The organism is Rhizobium glycinendophyticum (assembly GCF_006443685.1).
GTDB lineage: Bacteria > Pseudomonadota > Alphaproteobacteria > Rhizobiales > Rhizobiaceae > Allorhizobium > Allorhizobium glycinendophyticum.
Map to the genome: position 1 here is coordinate 2263799 of NZ_VFYP01000001.1, position 23568 is coordinate 2287366.

The following is a 23568-nucleotide window of genomic DNA, read 5'->3' on the forward strand; positions in this document are numbered from 1 at the left end:
CCGGCCCCTCAGAAATCGATGGCCGCGTAGAACATGGCAAACAGCCCGTCCACGAGGATGACGACGAAAATGGATTTGACGACGGAGGCGGTCACGTGGCGACCGAGCGATTCGGCGCTGCCGCCGACCTTCATGCCCTCGACGGCCGCAATGATGCCGATGATCAGTGCCATGAACGGCGCCTTGATCATGCCGGTGGCGAGCGTCGAATAATCGACGGCGTCGTGCAGGCGGGTAATAAACACCTCGAAGGTGATGCCGGAATAGGCCCAGGCAACGACCGCGGCACCATAAAGAGCCGCGAAATTCGCAACGATGGTCAGAAGCGGCAAAGCGATCGTCAGGGCGACGAGACGCGGAAAGACCAGAACGCCGATCGGATTGAGCCCGATCACCTTCAGCGCATCGATTTCCTCGCGCATCTTCATCGAGCCGATTTCGGCAGTGATGGCGCTGCCCGATCGGCCGGCAATCATGATCGCCGTCAACAGTACGCCGATTTCGCGCAATTGCAAAATACCGACCAGGTCGACCACGAAGACTTCCGCGCCGAAATAGCGCAGCTGGAAGGCCCCCTGTTGCGCGATGATCGCCCCGATCAGGAAGGACATCAGGACGATGATCGGGACAGCTCGCACGCCCATATGATCGAGTTGATTGATGACCGAAGCGGGTGAGACACCAGCACCGCGTCCAAGCTTGGTCTGCGCCCCGCGCACGGCAGACCCCAGCACAAACATCATTGCGACCGCATCTTCCCACAAGCCGACCGTCAAGCGACCGACCGGGTCGAAGACCCGCTCGAAGAGTCCGCGACTGCTGGCGACCTGTTCCGGCGCCTCGACACGCTCCGGCAGAGCGTTGATCAGTTCGCGCATCTGCGGGTCGCCACCGGCAAGGGTGATCTCGCGGCCACGCGCCCGGCGCTGGGTCATGAAGCGCCGGATCAGCCAGGCCCCCGCCGTGTCCATGGCGGTGATCCCGTCGATATCGATGACTTCGCTGCTGTTGCCCTGATCCTCGACCAGGGGGCCTGCAGACTTGATCATGTCGGAAAGGCTGGTGTTTTTCCAGCTGCCGCTCAGTCGAATCACATGGTGATCGACATGCGCCTGGCGGTCGATCTCGATATGAGCGTTTTCAGGATGAACCGACTTCAAGGGCGCGACAACTTCCAAACCTGCGCCGGTCGTCTTCCGGTTCGCAAATCACGTGATTGAATGCTGCGCACTATAACGACCGGGGACGGCGATGTAATCCTTGATGAACCGTTAAATACACGACTCACAGACGATTGATGGATGCGATGGCCTGATTGCAACAACCGGTCGCAATCACGCGGCCCGCGCGCCTTCCTTCTTGGCACTGTCGAGCGACGGGATCATCACCGGAACCATCTTTTGCACCGGCTTGGGTGCACCGGAAGCGCTGATCTTGTGCGCCCAGGAGATGAGCTCCAACCGCCCGTCCGGATGCTCGGCGACCGCCGTGCAGCTTTCTACCCAGTCACCGGTGTTGACATAGTGGATGCCGTCAATGTCTTCCATAAGCGCGTGGTGGATATGCCCGCAAATAACGCCGTCCACATCGTTACGGCGGGCCTCTTCGGCAACGACACGCTGGAATTCGCCGATGAAGTTCACCGCATGTTTGACCTGCAGCTTGGCCCAGGCCGAGAATGACCAGTAGGGCATGCCGAGCTTGCGGCGCACGGCGGCGAGCATGACATTGATCGCAATCGCCGTGTCATAGGCCCAGTCTCCGAGATAGGCCAGCAGACGCGCATTGCGCACCACGACATCGAACTCGTCGCCATGCAGCACGAGATAGCGCTTGCCGTCGGCCATCTCGTGGATCATCCGCTCGGCAACCTCGATGCCGCCGAAATGGGTGCCCGGAAAGTCCCTCAGGAATTCGTCGTGATTGCCGGGGATATAGACGATCCGGGTGCCCTTGCGCGCCTTGCGCAGAAGTTTCTGCACCACGTCATTGCAAGGCTGCGGCCAGTACCAGCTGCGCTTCAAGCGCCAACCGTCGACAATGTCACCGACCAGGATGATCGTTTCGGCTTCGTGAGTGCGCAGGAAGTCGAGCAGGAAATCGGTCTTTGCAGCCTTCGAACCCAGATGCACGTCCGAGATGAAAAGGGTCCTGAAATGGCGAACTTCGCTTGCGTCTTCCACGGCGCTATCCTCTTGCACTGACTGCACAAGCCTTAACCAGACTCGTGTTTCAGGAAGATGACACGGCCAAAATGGGCCCTGATGCAGCGGATGTCGGTGGCGATTACAGCTGTCGGGCGTACCGGCGGCCGGAACTAAGGTCTACCACTCGAAGCTGTTTCGTGTATGACGGATCTGAACCACTCGATGACATGAATTGCCGGTGACGCGATGAATTCCCACGACAAGACCAAGACCGATGCTGTGGCAGCGACTGCCGATCTCGACGAACAGGCGCTCTTTTATCATCGCTATCCGCGTCCCGGGAAACTCGAGATCCAGGCGACGAAGCCGCTCGGCAACCAGCGCGATCTGGCCCTTGCCTACTCGCCTGGCGTCGCAGCGCCCTGCCTTGCCATCAAGGACGATCCGGCGGCGGCCGACGATTATACGGCCCGTTCCAACCTTGTCGCCGTCATTTCAAACGGCACGGCTGTGCTCGGGCTCGGCAATATCGGGCCCCTCGCCTCCAAGCCCGTGATGGAAGGCAAGGCGGTCCTGTTCAAGAAATTCGCCGGCATCGACGTCTTCGACATCGAGATCGAGGCACCAACCGTCGACCAAATGGTCTCGACCATTTCGGCGCTGGAGCCGACATTCGGCGGCATCAATCTCGAAGACATCAAGGCGCCGGAATGCTTCCAGGTCGAAGACCAGCTTCGCGCCAAGATGAACATTCCGGTCTTCCATGACGACCAGCACGGCACCGCCATCATCGTCGCCGCCGCCATCCTCAACGGCCTGGAACTGGCCGGCAAGAAGATCGAGGACGTCAAGATCGTCGCCTCGGGCGCCGGTGCCGCAGCGCTCGCCTGCCTCAACCTCCTCGTCATTCTCGGCGCGAAGCGCGAAAACATCTGGGTCCACGACATCGAAGGCCTTGTCTACAAGGGCCGCAACGAATTGATGGATCCGTGGAAGGAAATTTACGCCCAGGAGACCGACAAGCGGTCCTTGTCCGAGAGCATCGACGAGGCTGACGTCTTCCTCGGCCTGTCGGCTGCCGGCGTCCTGAAGCCAGAACTCCTGGCGCGCATGGCGCCGAGCCCGCTGATCATGGCGCTTGCCAACCCGAAGCCGGAGATCATGCCGGAGGAGGCGCGCGCCGCCCGACCCGACGCCATGATCTGTACCGGGCGCTCCGATTTCCCCAATCAGGTCAATAACGTCCTGTGCTTCCCCTATATCTTCCGTGGCGCTCTCGATTGTGGTGCAACCACGATCAACGAAGAGATGAAGATGGCGGCTGTGCGGGCCATTGCAGCGCTCGCCCGCGAGGAAGTCTCGGAAGTTGCCGCCCGCGCCTATACCGGCGAAACGCCGACTTTCGGGCCGGATTATCTGATCCCCTCGCCCTTCGATCCACGCCTTATCCTGCGCATTGCGCCGGCTGTCGCTCGCGCAGCCGAAGAAAGTGGCGTCGCCCGCCGCCCGATAGCCGACTATGACACCTATCTGGACCAGTTGAACCGCTTTGTCTTCCGCTCGGGCTTCGTCATGAAGCCGATCTTTGCAGCGGCCAAGGCTGCTGCCAAAAAGCGGGTGATTTTCGCCGAAGGCGAAGACGAGCGTGTTCTCAGGGCCGCGCAAGTCTTGCTCGAAGATGGCATTGGCGAACCGATCCTGATCGGACGCCCGCAGATCATCGAGACTCGTCTGAAACGCTACGGCCTGCGCATCCGCCCGGGCGTCGACTTCGACCTCGTCAACCCCGAAGACGACCCGCGCTACCGCGACTATGTCGATGACTATTTTGCCCTTGTCGGCCGCGCCGGTATCAACCCGGAAGCCGCCCGCACCATCGTGCGCACCAACACGACAGTCATCGGAGCGCTCGCCGTAAAGCGTGGTGATGCAGACGCGCTCATCTGCGGCGTCGAAGGCCGCTTCGACCGCCATGTCCGAGATGTTCGTCAGATCATCGGCAAGCGCCCCGGCGTTCGCGACTTCTCGGGTCTCAGCCTGCTGATCTCACAGCGCGGTGCGATCTTCTTCACCGACACCTTCGTGACCGACGACCCCTGCGCCGAAGAGATTGCCGAAATGACGGTGCTTGCCGCAGAGGAAATCCGCCGCTTCGGGATCAGCCCCAAGGCAGCCCTTCTTTCGCATTCCAACTTCGGTTCGCGCCCCTCGACGAGCGCCACGAAGATGCGACAGGCCCTGGAAATCATCCGCCAGACTGCACCAGACCTTGAGGTCGACGGTGAAATGCAGGGCGGTTCGGCCCTGTCGGAGAGCCTGCGCAAGCGCGCGATGCCCGATAGCACGCTCACAGGCGAGGCCAATCTGCTGGTCTTCCCGAACCTCGATGCAGCCAACATCTCGCTCGGCATTGTTCGCATGATGATGGACGCCCTACATGTCGGCCCGATCCTGCTCGGCGCCGCACTGCCGGCGCATGTGCTGTCGACCTCCGTGACCTCGCGCGGCGTCGTCAACATGGCGGCTTTGGCAGTTGTCGAAGCGTCTCAACCCGAAGCGTGAGGAGCGGGTTCGTCGAGAAAAGCTCCTGACGAAAACACGTTGGGGGTGGTGACGCGCAGAATTGGCGCTGGACAAGTCAGAGCTGTACCCCTGAAATTGTATCCCTGAGAATCTAGGGTCAGTGGATGGGGCAAGAGGGCATCTATTTCGACCTGCTGGACTGGCTCGATCACCAGACCCGGCTTGAGCCGTCGATATTTCTGCAGAAGCTCCAGGCCGCCTACCGGACGGGTCCCATCGTCTATATCGATGGCGCGTTCGGGGCCGACCGGGTGAAGTTGCAGCGTCTTGTCCACAGCCGTCCAGCCGACGCTGCACGGGTCACGCGCCTATTGGGCGACCGCCCGCTGCGGGACCAACTTGACAGCCTCTTTGCCGAACTTGAGCCTGTTCAGCTCGATTTGACCTTGATTGCCGCATCCCGACCCTCGCACCAAGAACCAACTGGCAGAGACAGCCCGGCGGCCGATATTGGCTACCCACTGCTGGCCCGTCCGGGGCGGCGAGCCTGTCTTCTGGTGGCAGCGGTTACCGACCCGGCGCACCTTTTGGACTGGCGGCGCGAGAACGACCGGGACTTCTGGAGCCTTGCCGCACGCTTTCACGCCATGATGGCCCAAGCCTCACCGCCACAGCCTCGACGGAGGCTTGCGAGCAAACTTCTGACACCGCGTGAATGTGAAACGCTCGCCTGGATCGCCGCCGGCAAAAGCTATTGGGAGGCCGCGATCATTCTTGGCATCTCCGAGCGCACGGTTCGCTATTTCATGGCCAATGCGCGCAACAAGCTCGATGTCGTCAACAATGCCCAGGCGGTCGCCGAAGCCGTCTGGCTCGGTCTCATTCCCCGCCTCGCCGAGAGGCCAGTACACTAACCAAAGACGTGGCGCGCCATCGTATCACAGATTGCATCGACAAATGCTGTCGCGACCGCCAGTTTCATCACCACCATCTGAACTTCATGCTGCCAGCTCCACCGTTCTTCAAGGAGTTCAGTATGATCAGGATCATCAACGGCGCTCGGCGCCAGCAATTTCCCGCCGACATCGACGCCATGCACCGCTTGCGCAAGCGGGTGTTCCACGACCTCCTGGGTTGGGATGTCCAGGTCCGGGACAGCTGGGAGATTGACGACTATGACCGCGCTAACCCGCTCTACGTGCTTTCCTACAGCGAAGTAGGCGCCTTGCGCGGAGCTCTGCGCCTGCTGCCAACCCTTGGGCCGAACATGCTCGACGACACCTTCCCGCAACTGCTGGGGCGTGGCCCGCAGATCAGGAGTGCTGCCATCTGGGAATCCAGCCGTTTCTGCATCGATCCGCAGATTTCGCAAGACCGCGGCAGCAATCAGGTCACGATCGCGGCTGCAGAATTGATGTGTGGCGTGGGCGAACTCGGCATCGCCTCCGGGCTGAGCCACATCGTCACCGTCACCGATGTGTTCCTTGAGCGGATGTTCAAGCGCATGGGCTGCCCCGGTGAGCGCATCGCCGATCCGCAGCGGATCGGCTCTGTGCAGGCAGTCGCCGTCTCCTGGGAGATCAGCCAAGATCTGCTCGACCGGATGAAGGCTGTCGCCGCAATAGCCGGCAGTGTGCTCGAACAGCCGATGACGCTGGCCTCGGCCCGCGCCGCCTGAGGAACGGTGGTCGCCGCATCGCCCGGCGACCGCTCTCTCCAGTGTCATTTTACTTTGTGGTCGGGTGCCGTATTGTGCAGTTCATGTTACACAACGGTCCATCCCCAAAGGGTGTCCCCCGTCGGAGCCATGAAGCCGCTGAAGAGACTGCTGCTCCCCCTGCTCGCCGTCGCCTGGCTTGCGTCAAGCGCGCCGCACGCTGCCGCCGCGTCGCTGGCCTGCGAGAGGCTGCGCGATCGGCTGGCGACGGTCGATCAGAGCACGTCTTCGGAAGAGGTGAATCGCTACGCTGGCGCGATCGCGCAGCAGAATCTGGAGCTTCGAAAAGCCCGACAGGACCAGCGGCGGCTGCGTTGCCTCACCTCGGCGATCACCACCATCCGCGCCGATGGCGGCAGCGATTGCGGCGATCTGAGCCAGGCGATTAGCCGCATGGAGGCCAACAAGAAAATTCTCACAGACAAACTGCGCGCATTGCGCGAAGGTGTGGGATCGGCCGAAACAGCAGATCTGCAGCAGGCGCTCGCCGAAAACGGCTGCACGGCGGACAGCGCAGGCCCTGCCGAACCCGAGGAACCGGCCCGCATCCCCTATCTCGACACGCTCAAGCAGCCTTACAAGCCGGATCGCACCGGTGAAGCTCTGGCCTCCTTCCGCCCCACGATCGGTGTTCAGCCCTCGGGCGAGGTCCGCACCTTGTGTGTGCGCACCTGTGACGGAGGCTTCTTCCCGATCTCCTCAAGCACCACCGCGCTCAACTTCGCCCGTGACGCGGTTCAATGCCAGCAGATGTGCCCGGGGGTCGAAACCGAGCTCTATTTTCACCCGGCCGCTTCCGGCGAAACCGCAGACATGGTCTCTTCGGCCACGGGTCAGTCCTACCGCGACATGCCGAATGCCTTTGTCTATCGGACCCGAAAGCCCTCGGAAGATCCTCAGTGCCGTTGCGACCTTGCCCGCTACTATCAGAAAATGACACCTCGACCGCCCGTGCCGGACTATCAGTCATCGATCGTAACGGTGAAGCCAGAAAAGGCACCGACGACGCCGGCAGCTCTGCCGGCCGCTGAACGCGAACTCGATGAAGCGGCTCTGCAGGTTCGCCAGGTCGGACCGGTCTTCCTGCCACCTCAGAACGGCGCGATCGACTTGAAAAAGCCTGCCGCATCAGGCCCGCAACCGCTGCAGGAATAGCCGCTGCCTTTAGCCGCCGCCGTCAGAAACTGCGTCTGCCGGCCAGCGTTCTTCAAAAACGAGATCGTCCAGCGACAGCCTTTGACGCCAGCCCTTGATTTCCAGTTCCGGCTTCTCGTAGAGCTGATCGACATATCCGAGACAAAGGTAACCGATGATCTCGACCCGCTTCGGGATGCCAAGGATTTCCTTCACGTCCTGATCGTGAAAGATGCTCACCCACCCGACCCCGACACCCTCGGCGCGGGCGGCAAGCCAGAGGTTCTGGATGGCGCAAACGGTCGAATAGGCGTCCATCCGGGGATTGTGCGTGCGTCCGAGCACGATAGGGCCTGCACGATCGGGATCGCAGGTGATGCAGATATTGAGCGGCGCCTTACGGATACCCTCCAGCTTCAACGAGCGATAGGCCTGCCGGCGCTCTTCCGTGAACATCGCGACCGCCTCTTCATTGGCTCTGGCAAAGGCATGCCAGATTGCCTCGCGCTGCTCGCGGCTGCGGATCAGGAGAAAATTCCACGGCTGCATGAATCCGACCGAAGGGGCGGCATGGGCTGCAGAAAGCAGCCGACGGATCAGGGCATCGGGTAAGGGATCAGGCAGAAACTGGTCGCGCACATCCCGGCGGGTTTCGATGGCGCGGTAGACGGCGGCCCTTTCGCAATCCGAAAAGGCGTCGGCCCGGACGAGGGCCTCGTACGATGAGTCGTGCATCCTGTTGTCTCCAACAATGCGCAACCGCCCGCCGTCCGCGCGGGCTAAGTCTATGGTGTCAGGCCGGTCTTCTGACTTGGCTTCTACCGCATCCGCCGCCTTCCCGGTCTTCTCGACCAGTGGCAGGGCTTCCCCTGGCAAACACGTCCGCCTCACAGCGCTGGGCACGTCCCGGATTCTCACCGGCTTCCCGATTCTCCTGCCATAAGGCAGGCACCTGACCTCGGTCTTTTATCGCATCGCGATGCCCTGCAATAGACACGAAAGCGACAGTCAGGAAATTTCGGAGGAATAGCGCACGAAGGCAAAAGCCGATCCATCGGGTGACCAGTTCGGAACGTTGATCGACCCCTGACCGCCAAAGAATTCGAACAGCGTCTCGACATTTCCACCGTCGGCGTCCATCAGCCGAAGCCGGACCTGCTTGTCGCGCGGATGACCCGCCACGTCGGCGTCGTAGGAAAGGAACAGAACCTTTTTGCCATCCGGCGACGGATGCGGGAACCAGTCGCCATAACCGTCTGCGGTCAGGCGCTGCAGATCGCTGCCATCGGTCCGCATACGCCAAATCTGCATCGTGCCCGTGCGGCTGGAGTTGAAATAGATCCACTGCCCGTCAGGCGAATAGTCGGGACCGTCGTTATGGCCCTCACCATGGGTCAATCGTTTCTCAGGCCCACCCTTGGTCGAGATCGTGTAGATGTCGAAAACGCCGTTCCGGTCGCCGCAATAGGCAAGCTCCTTCCCGTCCGGGGACCAGCCATGCCAGTAGGACGGCATTTTATCGGTCACCTGACGCGGCTCCTCATCTCCATCGCCGAGCAGATAGATGCACGACTTGCCGAAGAGCGTATGGTCGGAAAACGCGATCGACGCGCCATCGGGTGAAATGCCGTGATCATTGTTAAGACGGACGGCAAAGCTAGTATCGATCAGTTCCGGCTCTGGATCGTCATCGTCAAGCGACAAAGCATAGAGAAGCCCATCGCCGTTGATGAGAAGAAACTCGCCGTCACGCGACCAGTTCGGCGCCTCGACGAGATCCTCCGTCTGCCAAACGACCTCGCACTCGCGTGCCGTCATGTCATAGATTTCAACGGAACTGCGCATTGTCGAATTCTCCTGGCCGTCTGGGACCGCTCAGCGATCCCGGAAACGGTTTGTAATCGGATAGCGGCGATCGCGCCCGAAATTCTTCTTGGTGATCTTCACCCCCGGTGCCGACTGACGTCGCTTGTATTCGGCGAGGTACAGCAGATGTTCGACCCGGTGAACGGTTGCGACGTCATGGCCACGCGCGATGATTTCGTCGACACCCAATTCCTTCTCGACAAGGCATTCCAGGATGTCGTCGAGCACCGGATAGGGCGGCAGGGAATCCTGGTCGGTCTGGTTGGGGCGCAGTTCGGCTGATGGCGCCTTGGACAGGATATTGGCCGGAATGACCTCGCCAGACGGGCCGAGAGCGCCCGGCGGCACATGCGCGTTGCGCCATGCCGACAGACCATAGACCTGCATCTTGTATAGGTCCTTGATCGGATTGAAGCCACCATTCATGTCGCCGTAAAGCGTGGCATAACCCACCGACATTTCCGACTTGTTACCCGTCGTCACGACCATCGATCCGAACTTGTTGGAAACGGCCATCAGGATCGTGCCGCGGGTACGGCTCTGCAGATTTTCTTCCGTAATCCCGCTCTCGGTTCCCTCGAACATCTCGGAGAGGCTTGAGAGAAAACCCTCGACCGGATCGGAAATGGGCACAATGTCGTAGTTGCAGCCGAGGGCTTTGGCACAGGCCGCAGCATCGGAGAAGCTTTCTTCGGAGGTATAACGATAGGGCAGCATCAGCGTGCGCACCCGCTCCTCGCCAAGCGCGTCGACGGCAATGGCAGCACAGAGCGCGGAGTCGATCCCCCCCGACAGGCCGAGCACCACACTCTTGAAGCCGTTCTTGTTGACGTAGTCGCGGAAGCCAAGCACGCAGGCCCGGTAGTCGGCCTCCTCGTGCTCGGGAGTGTGAGACATAGGACCGCCGTCACAGCGCCAGCCATTCGCCGTGCGCTTCCAGGTGGTCACCGCAAGCGTCTCTTCGAACTGGCTCATCTGGAAGGCGAGCGACTTGTCCCCGTTGAAGGCGAAGCTCGCGCCGTCGAACACCAGTTCATCCTGCCCGCCCAGTTGATTGGCGAAGATCAGCGGCAGCCCCGTCTCGATCACCTGGCGGAGCGCCACCTGATGGCGGACATCGACCTTGCCGCGATAATAAGGCGAGCCATTGGGCACGAGGAGCAGTTCGGCCCCCGTTTCGGCCAGCGTCTCGCAAACGCCAAGATCGTTCCAGATCTCCTCGCAGATCGGCACGCCGATCCGAACGCCCCGGAAGTTGACCGGACCCGGCATCTCGCCTTCCACGAAAACCCGTTTCTCGTCAAATTCGCCGTAGTTCGGCAGGTCGATCTTGTCGCGGAAGGCCAGGATCTTGCCGCCATCGACGATCGCAACGGAATTGTGCCGTCCCTTTTCACCCTGGCGCGGAAAGCCCACGATGACACCAGGACCGCCGTCGGCGGTATCTGCGGCGAGTGCTTCGACAGCCTGCAAGCAAGCCTTGAGGAACGCAGGTTTCAGCACGAGGTCTTCAGGTGGATAGCCGGAAATGAACAGTTCGGTCAGCAGCAGCAGTTCAGCACCTTGCGCGGCCGCTTCCGCCCGGGCCGCCCGGGCCTTCCCCAGATTGCCGACGACATCGCCGACCGTGGGATTGAATTGCGCAACGGCAATGCGCAGGACGTCAGTCATTTTCAGTTCTTCGCTCATGGTCTCGATTTAACGTTATGCCAGGCGAACATCAACGGCGCTGCGCCGTCGTTGTTCGCACTGTCTGAAAAAACGACGGATTTCCTAGGGGAACACAGAGGCTTATCGCTTGGTTCATGTAGCATTCATGACCGTTATGTGACAGCTATGCGACAGTTTTAATACTCCTACCAGATCCGCCGGAGAAAGACGTGGCCGACAACAGTTCGAAATCGGTAATCGCCAGTATGTTCCCGGCCATCGGCAGATCCGGCGATGCATCGTTCGAGAATGCCAAGGTGCTGCAGGTCGTTCTGCAGGTTCTGACAACGGGCTTGATTGCCTTGCTTACAGTCGTGGCGAGCGAATGGCTTGCTCGTGGCACCTTCGTCGATATCGGCGACTATATGACGTCCACCAGCCGCGCGGGTATGGTCGCAGTCGGCATCGTCTTCTTACTGTTGCTCTTCATGGACGCGCTTGTCGGCCGGGCGCATCAGTCCTCGGTCCTGCTTGTTCCCTTGGCCCTGCTGCCCGCATTCTTCTCCGGCCAGAAGCAACTCTACCTGTCCGACCCGCTCTATCCGAGTGACCTTCTTTTCGGCCGACAGATCATGGAACTGCTGCCTGTGATGGTCGCAGCCCAGCCGCTGACGGCGCTTGCCGTCGCTGCTGCGACAATCGCGATCACCGCCATCCTCGGCATCTTGATCTACAAGAGCCGCAAACTCTTCGTGCGGATCAGCATGCGCTCGCGCATCGCCCGGCTCGCCGTTTCGCTGCCGATCCTGGCTTCCTTTGTCTCGCTGATGGATCCGATGGCCTTCTCGGCGGTCCGGGATCGACTGAACATTGTCCCAATGATGTGGGACCAGAAGGAAAACTATCGCCATAACGGCTTCCTGATGGCTTTTGCCTTCAACGTGCCGATGGCCCGCATCAGCGCGCCGGACGGCTACAGCCAGCCCGCCATTACCGACATCCCGTCTGATCGGGTGCCGGCGTCCTTCTACTCCGGTCGCCAGGCTGATGTGATCGTCGTGATGAGCGAGAGCCTCTGGGATCCCACACGCCTCACCAGCGTACGCTATTCGCAAGACCCGATGCCGACGATCCGGTCGGTGGCATCAGGCAACATGTTCTCCCCCGAATTCGGTGGCATGACCGCCAATGTCGAGTTCGAGGCCCTCACCGGCTTCTCCAACGCCTTCCTGCCCTATGGCAGCATCCCTTACCAGCAGTATATCCGCCGCCCTCTGCCGTCGCTCGCGACCTTCTTTGAATCGAAGGGCTATGTCACGAAGGCATTCCATCCGTTCCAGAGCTGGTTCTGGAACCGTCAGAATGTCTATCAGGCGCTCGGCTTCCAGCAGTTCCGCTCGGAAGAGAACATGCCTGCCATGGACAAGCGCGGCATCTTCGCCTCCGATGACGCGCTGACGCGCTACATCATCAAGGAAGCGGACAATACCGCGCAGCCTTTCTTCTTCTTCGCAGTGACTCTACAGGGTCATGGCCCCTATGAAGAACACCGCTATGTCAAGAACACCGTGGAAGTCGATGCGCCGACGCTGTCCGACGCGCCGACCAAGACACTCGCAACCTATACCCAGGGCGTGAAGGAAGCGGACCAGAGCCTGAAGATGTTGATGGACTGGGCCAAGAAGCGCCAGCGCGAAACCATCATTGTCATGTTCGGCGACCATCTGCCACCGCTCGGCGAAGTCTACACCGAAAGCGGTTACATGCCGAACGTGGTCGCGACCCGGAAGGCTTCGGTTCCGACGATGAAGCGCGAGCATGAAACCCCGCTCGTTGTCTGGTCGTCCAAACGCGGTGTGCAGAAGGACATCGGCTCTGTGAGCCCCTCGCAGCTGCCGCACGTGATCGTGCGTCTCGCCGGCTACCGGCACCCCTATTACACCGGAGTCTTGGGACGCGTGGCGGAACGATACACGGTGGTAGACCGCCACCAGCTGATTGGTCGGAATGCCAAGTCCCAGGCTGACTGGTCCATGGCCGGTGTCGTCGATCCGTTGATCCGCGACTATCGCATGCTACAGCATGATGTCATGTTCGGCGAAGGCTACGGCCTTGGACGTTTCTTCCCCGAACAGGCATTGCGGCTTCAACCGAATAGCTGAGATGCGCAGAACCGTGTCCCGTCAAGAAGTTGCCGGTATCGTCTATTTGAATGCCGCGATATCTTGCGGCATCCCTTAAATTCCGGCATAGACTTTTTTTGTTCAGTCATTTGTTGCGCTTGACAGCATTCCACCTGTCCGCGGCGCTTCTCCTTGACCGGGCAAACGCTTTTGTTAATGCGACAGTCAATAATGTGAAGCAGAGCTGTGCCATGCCGCCAATGACGCGTGCTGAAATCGCGGCCCATCCGCTTTTCCCCTCGATCGAGAAACAGATCGCCAAACATCTGATTGGCATTCACCTGCGCACGCCACGCATGTCGCGCCTCAAGGCGTCGCACCGAAAGTGGCTGATGACGCAGTCACTGTTTGCGCTGGCATTGCGACGGAGGCCTGATGATCCTCTGTCTGGCTTGACTGCAACACGCTTTGTCGAAACCGTCATGAGACTGGGTGCGGCAAGCCGCAACACGGCAACCGGCTATCTCGCCGAACTTGTCGCCTACAAATTTCTTCGGGACGTGCCAGATGTACCGGACAGACGCGTGCGCGTGCTCGAGGCAACCGAACTGAGCCTTGGCGGCATGCGCAGCTGGTTCAATGGACACATGGCCTGCCTTGATCGCATCGATGGCGGCAATCGGGAACAGATGTCGATCGACCATGAAGCAATCTTCGTCATCGCCCAACCCCTCGCCGCTGACATGCTGGTCGACGATCCCCTCTGGCGGGATCCGCCGGATTCGATCGGCCATTTCCTGTGGTCGGACCTCGGCGGCATGATCCTGCACGATCTGATCGCCCGCCTCGACCAGGTCGATCGCGAAGCACCTCGTGTCCTCGCCGGTCCGGTTACGCTGGCAGAACTGAGCGAGATCTATCAGGTCTCCGCGACCAATCTGAAGCGCATGTTCAAGAAGGCGGAGACGGACGGACTCCTGGGTTGGGAACACCCTCGCCGCCGCGGCAGTCTCTGGCTGAGCCAGGGATTCCTTGACGATTACTTCACGTGGCAGTCTGCCAAGTTTGCAGCACTGGAACTTGCGTACCACCAGGCCTGCCTTGAGCTTGGGCTGAATGCCACGAAAGACGTGGTCGCCGCCTGATGGGAAGCGCAATCCATCAGCTCTGGCTTGCGGCGAACTGCGGCAGCCCATCCGTGATCTCATAGAAATCACCCTTGTCAGCGCAGTAGATATGATAGCCGCCAGTGAGCCCTGTCGGGCTATCGAACAGACCTGCCATCAGCGCAATCGTGTTCTCACGGTCACCTTTCCAGTACAAGGCTGATCCGCAGATCCGGCAGAAACCCCGGTCCGCCTCGGAGCTCGCGCGGTAGCGGCTGATATTCTCTTGGCCGGTGATGGAAACACTGTCTACAGGTGCATTGGTCGTGGCGTAATAGAGCCCCGTCTGCCGGCGGCACTGGGTGCAGTGGCAATAGCCCACCGGCCCGAGCTCGCCTGCGACCGTAATGGTTACCGCGCCGCAGAGGCACTTGCCCGAAAGCTTCTCTGTCATGTCGCCCGCTCTCCTTGTCCAAAACGACTTCGGGCGAGCTTCGTCGAAGCCCGCCCGATCGTCAAACTCGGAAAACTGAAACTTTGTTTCAGCCGTTCGCAACCATCATGCGCTTTTCGTCGCGACCGCCCTTCATCCGCTCGGCGAGCAGGAAGGCCAGTTCCAGCGCCTGGTCGGCATTGAGACGCGGGTCGCAATGGGTATGGTAGCGATCCTGCAGATCCTCGGCCGACACGGCGCGGGCACCACCGGTGCACTCCGTCACGTCCTTGCCGGTCATCTCGATATGGATGCCGCCCGGATGCGAACCTTCGGCGCGATGGATCTGGAAGAAGCTTTCGACTTCCGACAGCACCCGCTCGAACGGACGGGTCTTGTAGTTGTTGAGCGTGATCGTGTTGCCGTGCATCGGATCGCAAGACCAGACGACCTTGCGGCCCTCGCGCTCGACCGCGCGGATAAGACGCGGCAAATGCTCGGCAACCTTGTCGTGACCGAAGCGGCAGATGAGGGTTAGACGCCCAGCTTCGTTCTGCGGGTTCAGGATGTCGATCAGGTTCAAGAGATCGTCTGCCTGCAGCGACGGGCCGCATTTCAGACCGATCGGGTTCTTGATCCCGCGGCAATATTCCAGATGCGCATGATCGGCCTGACGGGTCCGGTCGCCGATCCAGATCATATGGCCGGACGTGGCATACCAGTCACCGGAGGTGGAATCGACGCGGGTCAGCGCCTCTTCATAACCGAGAAGCAGCGCCTCATGGCTGGTGAAGAAATCGGTTTCGCGCAGGCTCGGATTGTTGTCCGAAGTGATACCGATGGCCTTCATGAAGTCCATGGTCTCGGAAATGCGATCCGCGAGCTTGCGGTAGCGCTCGGCCTGGGGTGAATCCTTGATGAAGCCGAGCATCCACTGGTGCACGTTGTCGAGGTTGGCATAGCCACCCATCGCGAATGCGCGCAAGAGGTTCAGGGTCGCGGCCGACTGGCGATAGGCCATCAGCTGGCGTTCCGGGTTCGGAATGCGCGCATCTTCGGTGAATTCGATACCGTTGATGATGTCGCCGCGATAGCTCGGCAGCTCCACATCACCGATCTTCTCCATGTCCGACGAACGCGGCTTGGCGAACTGACCGGCAATACGTCCGACCTTGACCACCGGCAGCTGTGCACCGAAGGTCAGCACGACGGCCATCTGCAGGAAGGCGCGGAAGAAGTCGCGGATGTTGTCGGCACCATGCTCGGCGAAGCTCTCGGCACAGTCGCCACCCTGCAACAGGAAGGCATTGCCTTCCGCGACCTGGGCAAGCGACTTCTTCAGGCGACGGGCTTCGCCCGCAAAGACCAGCGGCGGATAGGATGCGAGCTGCTCTTCGGCAGCCTTCAATGCATTCTGGTCCGGATAGGCCGGAACCTGCTTGATCGGCTTCTGCCGCCAGCTGCTCGGGGTCCAATTCTGCGCCATTGTCGTCACCTGTCTCATACTGGAACTGCGGCAACCTCCCGGCCGCAAGGGATGGGGGCTTATAAACGGTTATCTAAGGCTTGGAAAGCCGAAGTTTAAGGCCTTCGAACGGGATTGGAAGCACTGATCCCACACTCTCTGTCGCCTTTCAAACAGCGCGCGCCGCGATCCGCAACTCCTCGTCGCTTGCATTGACCTGGACGTAAACGTAAGATCATTGGCATGGGCCAAGGAGGAGCCGCATGACGGCACAACAAAGCGGGCAGCAAGCGGCAAAGCGCGAGTTCGTAATCACCACCTCGGACGGTTTTCCGATCGCCGCGACGCTTTTTGCCGGAACCGGCGACGGGCCGCTTGCGCTGATTTCCTCGGCCGCCGCCGTTCCACGCGGCTTCTATGCGCGCTTCGCACAGCACCTCGTCCAGGACCATGGCTTCCGCGCTGCGCTCACCTACGACTATCGGGGCGTCTCCGACTCCAGCCGGCCGCCAGGCTGGAGACGGCCGATGCTGATGCGCGACTGGGCGCATTTCGACATGCCTGCGGCTCTCAAGGCTCTGGACATGGAGGCACCAGGCCATCCCCTCGTCGGTGTGGGCCAGTCCTTCGGCGGGCAGGTGCTGGCGCTCGGTGGCGGCTCCGAACGGTTTCGACGCTACCTGATGGTGGCCACGATGACCGGCTATTGGGGCAATACGAAGCCTCGTTACCGGGTGTTCAGCCAGATGAATCTGGTCGGCGTGCCGCTTGCGTTGCTGCTCGGCAAGGTACCCGGCCAGATCGGGCTCGGACAGACACTGCCAGGCACCGTGTTTCGCGAATGGGCCCGCTGGGGGCGGCATCCGGAATATTTTTTTGCCGATCCCACCATGGATGCGGCCCGGCGCTTTGCAGAAGTCGAGACCCCGATACTCTCACTCGGCATGACTGACGACCCCTGGGGTACGCCCAGGGCCCAGCACGCACTCATGAAATATTACCATCGTGCGCCCACGGAAATCCGCTGGCTGTCACCCGCGGAGGCTGGCGGTCCGATCGGACATCTCGGTTTCTTCCGCGCGCAATTCCGGGACACGCTCTGGCAAGCGCCGATCGAATGGCTGTTGCAGCCATAATTGCTGCACTGCACCCCGGTTTCCCACAGTTTCCACAGCCCCCATATCACGGTCAGATGAGACGCGATCTTGCTCCCGGGGAGGTGCAGTCGCATCATCTCGGATCTCCGAAATACCGCGGCGCCGAAACGCTCTCGGCCCCTGCGGCCAGCTTCACACAAGCCTCACCGGTTACTCGCCTTGGTGGGGGCAGTGCAGTGAGTTGGGAAGCCGTTGGTTTCTCGCGTTGATCATGAGGATCATGGTGATGGCGTATGACTGGAGTGGCGTACAAACCCGTCGGAACCGCAGGCTGCGGTTCGTTCTATTGTCCCTGCTGGCGCTGGCCGTATTCACGGTCCCAATCGTCGCCACGGAATTCGCAAAGCATTTCTGAAAGCGCTTCAACCGGCGCCACCGCTGAAATCATCGCACTGGAAAAGGCCCGCCCCAATCTGTGCATCTGCAAAGAAGGGTGGGCCTTTCCGCGTTTCTAGACACGTTCGCCGTTTCTCACCCGGTAGGTCGGGTTGTACATGGTGACAAGCTCCTCCGCCGCTGTCGGATGGACAGCCATGGTGCGATCGAACTCGTCCTTCGTGCAGCCGGCCTTGAGTGTGATCCCGAGAAGCTGCGCCATCTCGCCGGCGTCGTGACCGAGGATATGGGCGCCGACGACCTTGCGATCCGCCGCATTGACGATCAGCTTCATGATCATCTTCTCGGCCCGGCCCGACAGGGTCGCCTTCATCGGCCGGAACTGCGCCCGATAGACCTCGATTTCCTCGAACTTCTTCGCTGCCTGCTCCTCCGACATTCCCACGGTGCCAATCTCTGGCTGGGAGAACACGGCAGTCGCAATCAACTCGTGGTCCGGCGAGGTCGGATTGTTCTTGTATTCCGTCTCGATGAAACACATCGCCTCATGGATCGCGACCGGGGTGAGCTGGACGCGGTCCGTCACGTCGCCAAGGGCAAAGATGCTGGGGACATTGGTGCGCGAATAGCGATCGACGATAACCGCACCACGCTCATTGATCTCGACGCCGGCAGCCTCCAGACCGAGCCCCGTCGTGTTCGGGTCGCGTCCGAGCGCCAGCATGACCTGCTCGACCACAAGCACGCCATTGTTCATCGTCTCGACCTGAAGATTGCCGGCTGGCGACTTCTCGACCTTCTGAATGTGGTCATGGCAAAGGATGCGGATTCCCTTCGCCTCCATCGCCTCGTGCAACCCCCGCCGCATGTCCTGATCGAAGCGGCTGAGGATTTCTGCGCCGCGATAGATCAACGTGGTCTCGACGCCGAGTCCGTGGAAGATGTTGGCGAATTCGACGGCAATATACCCACCGCCGGCGATCAGGATCGATCGGGGCAGGTTCTCCAGATGGAAGGCTTCGTTGGACGAAATGCAAAGATCATGGCCTGAAAGCGAGGCATGCGGGTTGGGCGCTCCGCCAACCGCAATGATGATCCGCTCAGCGGTGACTTCCCGTCCGCTGGACACGAGCCTTACGCTATGCGGCCCGGTCAGTTCGGCGCGGGTTTGCAGGATCTCTGCTCCCGCCCCTTCCAGGCCCTTCCGATAGAGGCCCTCGAGCCGGTCGATTTCCTTGTCCTTTGCTGCCACCAGCGCATGCCAGTTAAAACGGCTCTCGCCGACCGTCCAGCCGAATCCGGCCGCGTCTTCGAAGTGCTCGTGGAACTGAGAAGCGTAGACGAACAGCTTCTTCGGCACGCAGCCGCGGATGACGCAGGTGCCGCCGAAGCGGTATTCTTCGGCGATCGCCACCTTCTTGCCCATGGCTGCCGCCAGCCGTGCACTGCGCACGCCGCCGGAGCCGCCCCCGATGACGAACAGGTCATAGTCGAATTGGGTCATGGAAGAAGCTCCTGCTCTTGGGCGTGCTGGCGTTGTCAGCCTGATATAGGTGGCCGGTGGACCAAAAGAAAAGCCCGGGACAATGCCCGGGCTCGGTAATTCAACAGGGAATGGATCAGGGCTTCGCGGCCGGGGCGGCCGGCTGGTCCGCCTGAACGATCTTGAGCAGCGCGTCATTGGACTGCTTTTCAAGATCACGCGCCATGCCCGACGTCCAGATGTCGGCGGCCTTCAGCAGCTCGCGGGTGGCGATCGGACCATCCTTGAGTAGCTTCTTGCCGGCGTCGCTCGAATAGAAGGCGGTGATCGCCTGCAGTTCTTCCGGGGTGAATGCCTTGGCATAAACCAGAGCCGCCTCGCGCTCCAGATCCGCGCGACGGGCTGCGAGCTTCAGCGCTTCGGCTTCGATCGTGGACGAGATCTGATCCTGCAGGTTCGGATAGGCCTGGATGAGCTGGACCGTCAGGCGGTCCATGATGTTCGGCAGAATGGCGTCGAATCGGTCGGTCACGCCGAGCGCGTCGATCGCGGCCCGGGCGGCCTGGAGATGCTCCGGCGGAACGTCCTGCGCCTTGGCAGACAGCGCGCCCAGCATGACGCTACCGGCAACGATTGCGATCGAGGCGAAGCGGCCCATACCCGAAATGCTGATCATGTAATTCTATGCTCCTGTTAGATTTTTGGCTCCATCACGCGCGCTCCCGCCGGACCGGCGATGATCGCGAGGGATGCCAAGTTTATGAATAGGCCGTGTTCGACAACGCCGGGGATCGCATTGAGCTGTTCCGCCAAAGCGTCTGCATCAGGAATGCGGCCAAAAGATGCGTCGAGAATGAGGTGACCGCCATCGGTCATGTACAGGCTGTCGTCGCTCCGTTTGCGCAGGTCAAGCGCGCCGGACAGGCCAAGCCGCGAGGCCAGCGCTTCGACGGCGATGCGTGTCGAAACCTGACCGAAAGGATTGATCTCGATCGGCAGCGGGAAGGCGCCGAGCGTATCGACGATCTTGGTTTCATCGGCAATGACGATCATCCGGTTCGAAGCCGCAGCGACGATCTTTTCGCGGAGCAAGGCACCGCCGCCGCCCTTGATCAGCCGCAGCTGCGGATCAATCTCGTCTGCACCATCAATGGTCAGATCCAGTTGCGGCAACTCATCGAGCGATCGCAGTTGCACACCGAGCTCAAGGCAAAGGCGTGCCGTGCGCTCCGAGGTTGGCACACCCTCGACCTTCAATCCGCCCGCGACCCGTTCGGCCAGCAGACGGACGAACTCTTCAGCCGTTGAACCGGTGCCGATGCCAAGCCGCATGCCGTCTTCGACATGGGTCAGTGCCTCGGCTGCAGCCTTGATCTTCATTTCCCGCGCGTCCATGCGCCGAAAGCTCCCGTCTGTTGCGTTGAAAGCTGTTTACACGGCTCGTTCCACAAACGAAAGCCCCGCAACGGGGCCTGCATTTGCCTTTTGCGGGGATTTCCCCTAACGCCGGAGGCCAGACTGATCAGCCCGGGAGCGTGACCTTGACCAGCCCAGCCACGACCATTGTCTTCGACCTCGACGGAACACTGGTGGATACGGCACCCGACCTCGTCGCCAGCCTCAATCATACCATCGCGATCAAAGGCCTTCCCCCGGTCAGTTATGAGGATCTGACGCATCTGGTCGGTCAGGGCGCCCGCGTCATGATCGCCCGCGCCTTTGCACTCAGAGGCGCATCGCTGGCGGAAGACGAACTCCCTGCCCTGCTCGAGCGCTTCATCGATCACTATGCCGCCGGCATGCCGGGACAGAGCCGTCCTTATCCGGGTTTGACCGAAGCACTGGAACGCCTGAGGGACGCCGGGCATCTGCTTGCAGTCTGCACCAACAAGATGGAAGGCCTTGCCCGTCCCTTGATCGAAAAGCTCGGCCTCACCGGCTATTTTACCGCAATCACCGGCGGTGACACGTTTGCCGTGCGTAAGCCGGATGCCGCCCACCTGACCGGCACTGTCGAAATGGCCGGCGGGGTGGCGCACAAGGCGCTGATGATCGGTGACAGCATCAACGACATCCTAGCCGCCCGCAATGCCGGTATTCCATCGATCGCCGTGCCCTTCGGCTACTCGGACGTGGCCATCGACACACTCGGCGCCTCCGAAGTCATCGGCCATTTCGACGAACTGACGCTGGAGCTTGTCGAGCGTCTTACCGCCAAAGCCTGACCGGAAACCAAAACGGCGGGCCTTAGCCCACCGCCTGTTGATAGATCTTGCCATTGCGCCGTCAGGCGCGCGGAGCCCGCGCATCCGTGGTCGCCTTAAACGCCTTACCGGTATAGTCGTCGCGTCCATAGACATCGTCAAAATACTCGATCACGCCGTCCTTGTTCGGCCAAGCCGTGAAATACGAGACATAGACCGGGATCTTCTGCGGCACCTGCACTGCGCGGTTCTGCCCCGACGAGATTTGCTTGCCGATCTCCTCCACGGTCGTTCCCATGACCGCAGCCGCCATGACGCGTGGCTGGGCCAGACGCACGCAGCCATGGCTGAGGGCGCGCATGTCGCGATTGAAGAAGCTCTTCGACGGCGTGTCATGCATGTAGATCGCGTGATCATTGGGGAACAGGATCTTCAATTCGCCGAGCGCATTGTCGCCACCCGGCGGCTGGCGCACGTCGACCGAATGGGTGGTGTTCCAGTCGATCTGGCTGGACGCGACCTTGCGGCCACCATAGGAGACCTCGTAGCCGAGGCGATCCAGATAGGACGGATCTGCGCGAAGCTTGGGCAGCATCTCGTTGACGATGATCGACTGCGGCACGCCCCAATAGGGATTGAACTCGACCGTCTCGATCTGGTCCTGGAAGAAATACGTCTGGTTCGACTTTGAGCCGACAACCACCCGCATCGACAGCTGTTCCTTGCCGTCATTGATGTAGTAAGCCTGGAATGCCGGCTGGTTGATGAAAACATAGCGCTGGCCGAGATCGGACGGCAGCCAGCGAACAGCCTCCATGGCCACCTGAAGCTTTGCGATCTTCTCGGCATTGCTATGGCCCGTCATGGCGCGGATTGTTGCCGGACCGACGACGCCATCAGCCTTCAGGCCCTTTTCCTTCTGGAACGTCTCGACCAACGACACCAGCTCCGGCGTATAGTCGGGCGTGCCGGTGTAGGAGGCCAGCGTCGCGGCATGCTGAGTCAGCACCGCCTCCGACGCCACCTGCTTGACCGCGCCGACGATGCGCGAGAGTTCCGGATTGCTCTGGCCGGGCTTGAGCAGCGTACCCGGCGCGATGGTGATCGGCTCGACGGACGCCTGTGCGTCTTCCGCACGAAGCCGGGCAAGCTCGTCGCGCAGAGCGACAAACTGTGGGCTCTTCGGATCGCGGTTGCGAAGATAGGCGCCAACGTCAGGGCTCTTGCGTAGCATATCCAGCACGGGTGCCAGGTTCACACCCTTGCGTTTGAAATCGTGATAGCCGGAGATCTTGTTCGGATCGATACGCCCGCGAACCGTGTCCTGCACATAGGTCAGCACCTTCGCGGAGAGCGCAATTTCGAAACCCATCAGTTCGCGCTGGCGCTGGTCCGGGTCGGCAACGGTATCCGAAGGAACTGCGACGGCATAATCTTCCGGCGACAGACCGGCGGCACCGGCATCGGCGAGTGCGGCAATCATCTGCCGGCCGCGATCGGTGAGACCATTCGCATCCACCCAGATCAGAGGCTTGGTCCGATCGGCATAATAAGCCTCGACTGTCTTGGCGACGTCTTCGGTCGCCCGAACATTGACCTCGGAGAGGAACCGGCGCGGATCCTGCATGTCGCTTGCAGCGGCCGCTTCGGTGCCTGCTGCGGCCACAGGCGCAATGCGGATCGCCCGCTGCGCCTCAGGCTTGTAGGTATAGTAGCGTGGTCCTGTGACCTTCGGCAGCGGCTCAGGATCGCCCATTTCAAGACCGCCGAGCGCCTGCTGCTCCAGCAGATTGGGCTTTGCCTGCTCGCGCGTGCTGCGGCCGGGGCCACCCCGCAGGAGATCGAGAAGTGTCGTGGCTGAGGCCTCTCCCGGCATTGCGCCGAGGGCAGTCGTTGCTGCCAAAAATGCCGTCACTACAAATGTGGAGGTTCTCGTCATTCTCGCTCTCATTTCACGCCGAGCCCCTTGGACTCGCGGCTTGCTGGCCATGTGCGCGGTTCACTAGCCCATCAGCCTTTACTTGGGAAGTTCGGCGCCGAAACCGTGAACGGATCGCCGGACGAAATTTGGCGCGACCGCAACGTCGCAACGACGGGGTTCGCCGGCAAACTAAATGGAAACATTCGTTAATTTTTCATTGACGTTAATGGATGGTGTCCCGCCGTCTTCAGAGAAGCCCGGTTACCGGCGGGACAAATTGTCGTGACACGTGCCAGAATTGAC

The 23568-nt window shown here is 60.9% G+C and carries 19 protein-coding genes and 1 riboswitch; of the genes, 8 read left to right on the forward strand and 11 right to left on the reverse strand.

Annotated features, from left to right (window positions below):
- Positions 1–8: 8 nt before the first annotated feature.
- Positions 9–1160 (reverse strand): ABC transporter permease, encoded by a 1152-nt coding sequence (locus FJQ55_RS11085; protein WP_425467515.1) that lies wholly within the window; start codon positions 1158–1160, stop codon positions 9–11.
- Positions 1161–1334: 174 nt separating this feature from the next.
- A complete protein-coding gene (locus FJQ55_RS11090) occupies positions 1335–2183 on the reverse strand; it encodes a UDP-2,3-diacylglucosamine diphosphatase (RefSeq protein ID WP_140827913.1) in 849 nt (282 codons plus the stop codon).
- A gap of 210 nt (positions 2184–2393) precedes the next feature.
- Here FJQ55_RS11090 and FJQ55_RS11095 point away from each other — a divergent pair, with 210 nt between their 5' ends.
- From FJQ55_RS11095 to FJQ55_RS11110, 4 genes are all read left to right on the forward strand, one after another.
- Positions 2394–4709, forward strand: coding sequence for an NADP-dependent malic enzyme (locus tag FJQ55_RS11095; RefSeq protein ID WP_140827914.1), 2316 nt, complete (start codon positions 2394–2396; stop codon positions 4707–4709).
- A 125-nt stretch (positions 4710–4834) separates the two neighbouring features.
- Positions 4835–5584, forward strand: a complete 750-nt coding sequence (locus FJQ55_RS11100; protein WP_140827916.1) for a helix-turn-helix transcriptional regulator — start codon at positions 4835–4837, stop codon at positions 5582–5584.
- Between the two features lie 122 nt (positions 5585–5706).
- Positions 5707–6348 carry an acyl-homoserine-lactone synthase gene (locus FJQ55_RS11105; protein ID WP_140827918.1) on the forward strand — a complete coding sequence of 214 codons (642 nt, stop codon included), beginning with the start codon at positions 5707–5709 and terminating at the stop codon, positions 6346–6348.
- A gap of 129 nt (positions 6349–6477) precedes the next feature.
- The gene (locus FJQ55_RS11110) at positions 6478–7542 is read left to right on the forward strand and encodes a DUF2865 domain-containing protein (RefSeq protein ID WP_140827920.1); all 1065 of its coding nucleotides are present in this window, start codon (positions 6478–6480) and stop codon (positions 7540–7542) included.
- Between the two features lie 9 nt (positions 7543–7551).
- Here FJQ55_RS11110 and bluB read toward each other — a convergent pair whose 3' ends face one another.
- The 3 genes from bluB to FJQ55_RS11125 form a co-directional block, all read right to left on the reverse strand.
- Positions 7552–8256 carry a 5,6-dimethylbenzimidazole synthase gene (bluB, locus tag FJQ55_RS11115; protein ID WP_140827921.1) on the reverse strand — a complete coding sequence of 235 codons (705 nt, stop codon included), beginning with the start codon at positions 8254–8256 and terminating at the stop codon, positions 7552–7554.
- 44 nt (positions 8257–8300) lie between these two features.
- Positions 8301–8492: riboswitch (cobalamin riboswitch) on the reverse strand.
- Positions 8493–8529: 37 nt separating this feature from the next.
- Positions 8530–9366 carry a TolB family protein gene (locus FJQ55_RS11120; protein WP_140827922.1) on the reverse strand — a complete coding sequence of 279 codons (837 nt, stop codon included), beginning with the start codon at positions 9364–9366 and terminating at the stop codon, positions 8530–8532.
- A 30-nt stretch (positions 9367–9396) separates the two neighbouring features.
- On the reverse strand, positions 9397–11076 hold the full coding sequence (locus FJQ55_RS11125) for an NAD+ synthase (protein ID WP_140827923.1): 1680 nt from the start codon (positions 11074–11076) through the stop codon (positions 9397–9399).
- 227 nt (positions 11077–11303) lie between these two features.
- Between FJQ55_RS11125 and FJQ55_RS11130 the strand changes: the two genes are divergently transcribed.
- Together FJQ55_RS11130 and FJQ55_RS11135 are read left to right on the forward strand one after the other, a co-directional pair.
- Positions 11304–13199, forward strand: a complete 1896-nt coding sequence (locus tag FJQ55_RS11130) for an LTA synthase family protein (RefSeq protein ID WP_140829241.1) — start codon at positions 11304–11306, stop codon at positions 13197–13199.
- A gap of 212 nt (positions 13200–13411) precedes the next feature.
- A complete protein-coding gene (locus FJQ55_RS11135; RefSeq protein WP_140827924.1) occupies positions 13412–14305 on the forward strand; it encodes a hypothetical protein in 894 nt (297 codons plus the stop codon).
- 16 nt (positions 14306–14321) lie between these two features.
- Here FJQ55_RS11135 and FJQ55_RS11140 read toward each other — a convergent pair whose 3' ends face one another.
- Both FJQ55_RS11140 and FJQ55_RS11145 read right to left on the reverse strand, forming a co-directional pair.
- Positions 14322–14720: a GFA family protein gene (locus tag FJQ55_RS11140; protein WP_140827926.1), complete on the reverse strand. Its 399-nt coding sequence runs from the start codon at positions 14718–14720 to the stop codon at positions 14322–14324.
- An 88-nt stretch (positions 14721–14808) separates the two neighbouring features.
- Positions 14809–16185: a class II 3-deoxy-7-phosphoheptulonate synthase gene (locus FJQ55_RS11145; protein ID WP_140827927.1), complete on the reverse strand. Its 1377-nt coding sequence runs from the start codon at positions 16183–16185 to the stop codon at positions 14809–14811.
- A 242-nt stretch (positions 16186–16427) separates the two neighbouring features.
- Between FJQ55_RS11145 and FJQ55_RS11150 the strand changes: the two genes are divergently transcribed.
- Complete coding sequence (locus FJQ55_RS11150) at positions 16428–17300, forward strand: alpha/beta hydrolase family protein (protein WP_140827928.1); 873 nt, start codon at positions 16428–16430, stop codon at positions 17298–17300.
- Between the two features lie 472 nt (positions 17301–17772).
- On the opposite strand, the gene gor is transcribed toward FJQ55_RS11150, so the two are convergent.
- The 3 genes from gor to rpiA form a co-directional block, all read right to left on the reverse strand.
- Positions 17773–19161 (reverse strand): glutathione-disulfide reductase, encoded by a 1389-nt coding sequence (gene gor / locus FJQ55_RS11155; protein ID WP_140827929.1) that lies wholly within the window; start codon positions 19159–19161, stop codon positions 17773–17775.
- Between the two features lie 115 nt (positions 19162–19276).
- Positions 19277–19816, reverse strand: a complete 540-nt coding sequence (locus FJQ55_RS11160) for a DUF2059 domain-containing protein (RefSeq protein WP_140827930.1) — start codon at positions 19814–19816, stop codon at positions 19277–19279.
- A gap of 17 nt (positions 19817–19833) precedes the next feature.
- Positions 19834–20535, reverse strand: a complete 702-nt coding sequence (rpiA, locus tag FJQ55_RS11165; RefSeq protein ID WP_140827931.1) for a ribose-5-phosphate isomerase RpiA — start codon at positions 20533–20535, stop codon at positions 19834–19836.
- A 146-nt stretch (positions 20536–20681) separates the two neighbouring features.
- On the opposite strand from rpiA, the gene FJQ55_RS11170 reads away from it, so the two are divergent.
- Complete coding sequence (locus FJQ55_RS11170) at positions 20682–21365, forward strand: HAD family hydrolase (protein ID WP_140827933.1); 684 nt, start codon at positions 20682–20684, stop codon at positions 21363–21365.
- Positions 21366–21426: 61 nt separating this feature from the next.
- Here FJQ55_RS11170 and FJQ55_RS11175 read toward each other — a convergent pair whose 3' ends face one another.
- On the reverse strand, positions 21427–23283 hold the full coding sequence (locus FJQ55_RS11175) for a L,D-transpeptidase family protein (RefSeq protein ID WP_140827934.1): 1857 nt from the start codon (positions 23281–23283) through the stop codon (positions 21427–21429).
- Between the last annotated feature and the right edge of the window lie 285 nt (positions 23284–23568).